3 protein-coding genes are annotated in these 6887 nt (G+C 61.0%); all 3 read right to left on the bottom strand.

What is annotated here, in order from left to right; translation table 11 throughout:
- Positions 1 to 63: 63 nt before the first annotated feature.
- The 3 genes from selO to KGB24_RS14320 are packed head-to-tail and all read right to left on the bottom strand — an operon-like array spanning position 64 to position 6703.
- Positions 64 to 1527 carry a protein adenylyltransferase SelO gene (gene selO, locus KGB24_RS14310; protein WP_223414634.1) on the bottom strand — a complete coding sequence of 488 codons (1464 nt, stop codon included), beginning with the start codon at positions 1525 to 1527 and terminating at the stop codon, positions 64 to 66.
- Between the two features lie 48 nt (positions 1528 to 1575).
- Positions 1576 to 4926 (bottom strand): mechanosensitive channel MscK, encoded by a 3351-nt coding sequence (gene mscK / locus KGB24_RS14315; RefSeq protein ID WP_223414632.1) that lies wholly within the window; start codon positions 4924 to 4926, stop codon positions 1576 to 1578.
- A 34-nt stretch (positions 4927 to 4960) separates the two neighbouring features.
- Positions 4961 to 6703: a potassium/proton antiporter gene (locus KGB24_RS14320; RefSeq protein WP_008025108.1), complete on the bottom strand. Its 1743-nt coding sequence runs from the start codon at positions 6701 to 6703 to the stop codon at positions 4961 to 4963.
- Positions 6704 to 6887 lie beyond the last annotated feature (184 nt).

Here is a 6887-nt window from a genome sequence, read left to right on the forward strand (position 1 = left end):
TAATCAGTGAAGCTGATCTGGAGTCGAAGTCGGTGGTTATCAAGGCGACATTCCGTAAGTCACTCAAGAGGAGCAACTGATCTCCAAATGCTTCCCCCACTCCGGCGGCCGTTCGGCGTAACCCTCCATCCCCGGCTGCTCCTCGAACGGCTTGCTCAGCACCGCATGCAGCCGGCGAACCTCTGAATAGTCGCCGCTTTCCGCCGCGTCGATGGCTTTCTGTGCCAGGTAGTTGCGCAGGATGTAGAGCGGATTGACCGCGTGCATCCGTTGGCGACGCTGTGGCTGGTCCACTTCACCTTCGCGGGCAACACGGGCGACATAGCGTTCTGCCCAGGCATCGAAGCCCTTGATGTCGACGAAGTCGTCGCGCAAGCGGGCGACGGCCAGCTCGGGTGACTCGTCGCCGAGGCGGCGGAAAAACAGGCTGTAATCGACGCCGCTGTTCTGCATCAGTTGCAGCAGCTGTTCCAGCAGTTTCTGGTCATCGTCTTCAGCGGTGGTGAAGCCGAGGCGGCGGCGCATCAGGTCAAGGTAGTGAGCCTGGAACAGCGGCAGGTACAGCCCGAGGGTTTCGCGCAGGGCTTCGACGCTGATGAACGGCGTCAGCGCCTGGGCCAGGGCGCTGAGGTTCCACTGGCCGATCGGCACCTGGTTGCTGAAGGAATAACGGCCCTGATCATCGGAGTGGTTGCAGATGAAGTTGGCGTCGAAGTCATCGAGGAAGGCGAACGGGCCGAAGTCGAAGGTGATGCCGAGGATCGACATGTTGTCGGTGTTCATCACGCCGTGGCAGAAGCCATAAGCCTGCCATTTAGCGATCAGCTCGGCATTGCGCTCGACGACTTCGCGGAACATCGCCAGGTACGGTTCTGGCTGTTCGAGGCATTCCGGGAAGTGCATGGCCAGCACGTGCTCGCCGAGCTCTTTCTGCTTTTCGGGGCGTTTGGTGTAGTAGAAATACTCGAAATGCCCGAAGCGCACATGGCTCGGTGACAGGCGCAGGATCATGGCTGCGCGTTCCTGTTTTTCGCGCCACACCGGCGTGTCGGAGCCGATCACGCACAACGCACGGGTGGTCGGGATGTTCAGGGCATGCAGCGCTTCGGACGCAAGGAACTCGCGGATCGACGAACGCAGCACCGCACGGCCATCGCCCATGCGCGAAAAAGGCGTCTGGCCGGCGCCCTTGAGGTGCAGGTCCCAATGCTCGCCGGCCTCGTTGTAGACCTCGCCCAGCAGCAGTCCGCGACCGTCGCCCAGTTGTGGGTTGTAGGAGCCGAACTGATGCCCGGAATAGACCATCGCCCGCGGAATCGCGTCGGCCCAAAGCTTGTGGCCGCTGAACAGCTCGGCGAACTCCGGGGTTTCGGCCACGGCCGGATCAAGGTCGAGCAGCGCCATGGCGGCAGGGCTCGCGACGACCAGGCGCGGATTGTCGATGGGCTCGGGCAGTACGTGGGCAGAAAACGTATCGCCCAGGCGATCGAAGCGATTATCGAAGGTCAGTTCGTCGAGGGCTTTCACCGGCCATCTCCAGCAGAATGTCCGAGCATTCTGCTAGGGATAGGGCGGTTAGTCGAGTTTGGCGGACGGCGGCTCTTGCGGTGGTTTGCCATCAACCAGCGGCACAATGGTTTTGGCTTCCGGCTCGATGGGCACCATTTTGTATTCCTGACCGTGCAGGTTCTTCAGGTAAACCTCCATCTGCCGGAACGAAATGTTGATGTGTTGCTTCTTGAACTCGCGGTTGATGAAGCGGTTGACCTCATCGAGTACCGGGTTGCGGTCACCGAGGTCGCGCACATGCATGCGCAGCTCGTGGTCGAGGGTGCTTTCGCCGAAGTTCAGGAAGTACACGTGCGGTTCTGGGTCCTTCAGCACGCGCGGGTTGTCCCGGGCGGCTTTGAGCAGCAGTTCTTTCACCAAGTCCAGGTCCGAACCGTAATCGACGCCGAGCTTCAAGGTCACCCGGGTAATGGTGTCGGTCAGCGACCAGTTGATCAGTTGCCCGGTGATGAACGTCTTGTTCGGGACGATGATGTCCTTGCGGTCGAAGTCGGTGATGGTCGTGGCGCGGATGCGGATCTTGCTGACCGTGCCCGACAGGTTGCCGATGGTGATCGTGTCGCCGATCCGCACCGGGCGTTCGAACAGGATCATGATCCCGGAGATGAAGTTCGCAAAAATCTCCTGCATCCCGAAACCAAGTCCCACCGAAAGCGCCGCCACCAGCCACTGCAACTTGTCCCAGCTCACGCCGAGCGTGGACAGGGTCGAGACGAAACCGATGCCGGCGATCACGTAAGACAGCAGCGTGGTCGTGGCGTAGGCGCTGCCCTGCGCCAGGTTCAGCTTCGACAATACGAACACTTCCAGCAGACCTGGCAAGTTGCGTGCGAGGGCGAAGGTGATGCCGATGATGATCAGCGCCCCCAGCATGTCGCCGATGCTGATCGGCACCATGCTCATGTTGGCGCCGGTGCCGCTGGTGTATTCGTAGAGGGTGATGTTGTCGAGGTACGAGAACACCGAAATCAGATCAGACCAGACCCAGTACAGCGCAGCGATGAAGCCACCGAGCAGCGCCAGGCGAATCAGGCGCAACGACTGTTCGTTGACCTTCTCGATGTCCAGGGTCGGCTCTTCGATCACTGCTTCGCCATCGCCGGCCTCTTTCGCTGCCTGACGTTTGGCCAGGGCGCGCTGGTAGGCGAGACGGCGTGCCGCAACGCTCAGGCCGCGGACGAACGTGGCTTCGATCACCAGCCAGAACATCAGCAGGTAAAGCGTGTTGATCAAGCGGTCGCTGAGCTTCAGCGCGGTGTAGTAGTAGCCGAAGCACACCGCCACGAACAACGCGACAGGCAGGACGGTGAACATGACCCCGACTGCTTTGCGGAACAACGAAGCGTTTTCGTGCGTCGGGCTGCTGATCAGCAATCGGCTGAGCAGCCAGGTCATCAAGGCGTAGCAGATCAGTACGACCGGCATGCCCAGCACGTCATCGGCCAGCCCCGCCGGTTGCAGCTCGGCAACGGCCACCACCGCGACCAACGCCATGACCACCAGCCCGAGACGGCGGACCCAGCCCTGGAGGAATTCGACCTGAGGCTTTTCCCAGCGGAAATGCAGTTCGGCGACGCCGCCCGGCGCGAGGATCCGGTAGGCGGTGTAGAACACCAGCCAGGCCTGAGCCATTTGCAGCAGCGCCGCGCCCATGTTGGCATTCTGCCCCCGAGCGTCGATTTGCAGGGCCAGGCCACACAGGGCCAGGCCTAGCGCAACCGGCAATGCCAGCAGAATATTGACCAGAATCGCCTGCGGCGTGTGCAACTGGCTGTCACGCTTGAAGTGGCCGATGTCCTGGTGAACCTTGTTCAGTCGGGCATACAGGCTTTTGCGCCGCCACAGCAGGGCGCCGATCACCAGTACCAACGGTAGAAACAGCAGCGGTCGCTGAGTCAGGCCGTCAATCAATTCACTCACGCTCGACGCCAGCGGCAGGGTCGCCACCTGGCGTTGCAGACGTTCCGGCACGCCGCGCATCCATTCAAGATCGAGCGGCTTGTTGCTGGGAATCCAGAACATCTGTTCGTCGAGGGTCGCCCGCAGGCTTTGCGCGGTGCTGAGCAGTTGTTTCTGATTGAGTTGCAGCGTGATCGATTCGTTGAGCACCGCACTGAGTTCGCGGTTCAGCCGCTCCAGCAGGTCGGCGCGGGTCGTGGCCAGTTCCAGCAGGCTCTTGCGCAGTTGCGGGGTGACTTGCTCGGGTGGCTGAGTCGATAGCAGGTTGTCGACATAGGTCGCCGGGTTGCTGAGCAATTCCCGTTGCTGGCTGACTTCGAACTGATACAGGCGAATGTCGGCGATCTGGTCGGCCAGGTCGCGGTCGACCTTGAGGCGCGGCAGGCCCTGTTTCTGTTTGTAGAGGATTTTCGACAGCAGCAGGCTGCCCTTGAGCACACTGATTTGCTCGTCGAGGGCCGAATCGCTCTGGGTTACGTTGTCCAGTTGTTGCTTGGTTTGCAGGTTCTGCTGGGTGACTTCGTTGAGACGGTCGGTGCTCTTGAGCAGGTAGTCCGAAAGCTTCAGGTTTGCCGCACTTTCGGTGGCCAGCAGGGCGCTGCCGCCGGACTTCTGCGCTTCGATGGACTGCTGCGTCACCGTCTCCTGGGACTGGGCCAGGCGTTTCTGGTTGATCAGGTTTTGCAGTTCCTGGATTTCGCGATCCAGGCGGTCGGACTTTTCCGAGAGCAAGTCATGCTGGCTGTTGCCCAGGTCCTGCAACTGGCTGTTGCCGGCCAGTTCCTGGCGACGTAGCGGGATCAGCGCATTCAATGCCGCGAGTTCGGCATTGAGCAGGTCGCGTTGTTCGCTGCTCAAGGTCTTGCCGTTGTCTTTGCCGGCCTTGAGGATGTTATTGATCTGCTGGATGCGTGTCTGGCTGGTGGAAATTTCAGCCTGGGCGCGCTCAGGGCGGGTCTGGGCGGTAATGACCAGGCTGTTCGCATCAGCGAGGGCTTTCTGCAGATCACTTTGCTGGGTCGCGCGCTCGGTCAGCATCTGCTCGAGCTGCTGCACGGATTCTTTGCCATAGCGTTGCGCCACAGGGATGACGCTGCTGGCTTTCAGGCGCGTCAGCTCGCGCTGGTTCTCGATGTTCTGCTTGGGCGCGGTAGCGAGTTGCTGCTTGAGATCGGCCAGCTTGCGCTCGTAATCACGCTTGTTGTTGAGCTGGGTCAGCGTGCTTTGCAGCAGCGTTTGCAGGGCTTTCTGATCGGCTTCCGGCAGTTTGCGGTCGGCGATCTTGTCCAGGCTCGCCTGCACGGCTTCGCTGGACGGTGGTTCCGCCGCTTGCAACGTGCCGACAGACAGACTCAAGCCCAGCAGGGCCATGATGAAAAAGGTGCGCAGGGTTGACATAGAGACCGATCGAAAACGAGACGAAGAATGAAGTTTAGAGGAAGAGTCCCGGACCCGGGCGACTTCCTTCGGGGAATCTGACGCCCACTTTGCCGATCTTGTTCCCTTCCATGACCGCGACGGTCCAGATGGTGTTGTTCCATTCCACCTGGTCACCCACGACTGGCGCACCGCCCACTTTGTGAGCAATGAAGCTGGCCAGAGTCATATCCGGATCGATGCCTTCGACTTTCAACCCGTACAGGGCAGCAACCGCCGCCAGCTGGGCATCTCCTTCGAGTACGAAGTCGCCGAAGAAACGCAAATCGAGGCCTCGTTGAGGCGCCTGGCTAAACAGTTTTCCAAGGGCCGGCAGGTTGTGTTCGTGGCCGATTACGCAGAGCAAATCATCGACTTCGAGCACCGTACTACCCGACGGATGGAGCAGTTGCTGGCCACGAAACAGTGCGGCGATGCGTGTGCCTTCGGGCATTTTCAGTTCACGAAGGGGCGAACCGATGCACCATTTTTCGGCACCGAGGCGATAAACGAACAGCTCCCACTCGCTGGTGACATGTACTTCCAGGGCTGAACGCGAGATCGGCGCAGGTTCCGGTGGCACCGTCACCTTTAACAGTTTGGCGATCCACGGCAGGCTCGTCCCCTGTACCAGCAGCGACACCAGCACAATAAAGAAGGCGAGGTTGAAGTAGAGCTGGGCGTTGGGCAGACCGGCCATCAGCGGGAACACCGCCAGAATGATCGGGACTGCGCCGCGCAGGCCGACCCAGGAAATAAAGGCTTTCTCGCGACCGTGGAAGGCCTTGAAGGGCAGCAGGCCGACCAGCACCGACAGTGGCCGTGCAAACAGGATCATCCACAACGCCAGGCCCAGCGCAGGCAGGGCGATCGGCAGCAAGTCGTGCGGCGTGACCAACAGGCCCAGCACCAGGAACATGCCGATCTGCGCCAGCCACGCCATGCCGTCGAGCATGTGCAGAATGCCGTGGCGGCTGCGTACCGGACGGTTGCCGATCACCAGGCCGCACAGGTAAACCGCGAGGAAACCGCTGCCGTGCAGGGCGTTGGTCAGGGCGAACACCACCAGGCCGCCGGCGATCACCAGAATCGGATAGAGGCCGGTGGCCAGATTGATCCGGTTGACCAGTTGCAGCATCAGCCAGCCGCCACCGAGCCCGATCACGCCGCCGATGCCGAACTCGCGCAGCAGGTGGGTCAGCAGGCTCCAGTGCAGGCCGGTCTGGCCGCTGGCGAGCATGTCGATCAGGGTGACGGTGAGGAACACCGCCATCGGGTCGTTGCTGCCGGATTCGATTTCGAGACTGGCGGTGACCCGTTCGTTCAGGCCTTTGCCGCCGAGCAGCGAGAACACCGCCGCAGCATCCGTGGAGCCGACGATGGCGCCAATCAGCAGGCCCTGAATCAGGTTCAGATCGAACAGCCAGGCCGCGGCCATGCCGGTCAGCCCGGTGGTGATCAACACCCCGACCGTGGCCAGCGATAGCGCCGGCCATAACGCCACGCGAAAACTCGACACCCTGGTGCGCAAACCGCCGTCGAGCAGGATCACCGCCAGTGCGAGGTTGCCGACCAGATAAGCCGTTGGGTAGTTATCGAAAATAATCCCGCCGCCATCGACGCCAGCGGCCATGCCCACGGCCAGGATGATCACCAGAATCGGGATGCCGAGGCGGGACGAAAGTGAGCTCACCAGAATGCTCGCACCTACCAGCAACGCGCCGATCAAGAACAGGCTGTTGATGGTCGTCGCATTCAAAGGCAATACTCCAGAAAGCTGAAAGGCGGGCACACACTGACCATGCAGTCTGCGTGCCAGCGATTCTAACCTGTTGAAATGTGATGCTGTCAAAAAGCTTTTGCAGATCAAAAGCCCTACGCGGAATCCGCCATTACGCAATCCCCTGTAGGAGCCGGCTTGCTGGCGATGGCGATTTCACAGA

Source organism: Pseudomonas sp. BF-RE-25, assembly GCF_019956105.1.
In the GTDB taxonomy this organism is placed as follows: Bacteria; Pseudomonadota; Gammaproteobacteria; order Pseudomonadales; family Pseudomonadaceae; genus Aquipseudomonas; species Aquipseudomonas migulae.

Bases quoted from the DNA above. Each gene is read 5' to 3' on its own strand.
- mscK (WP_223414632.1), bottom strand. From the start codon at position 4,926: ATGTCAACCCTGCGCACCTTTTTCATCATGGCCCTGCTGGGCTTGAGT.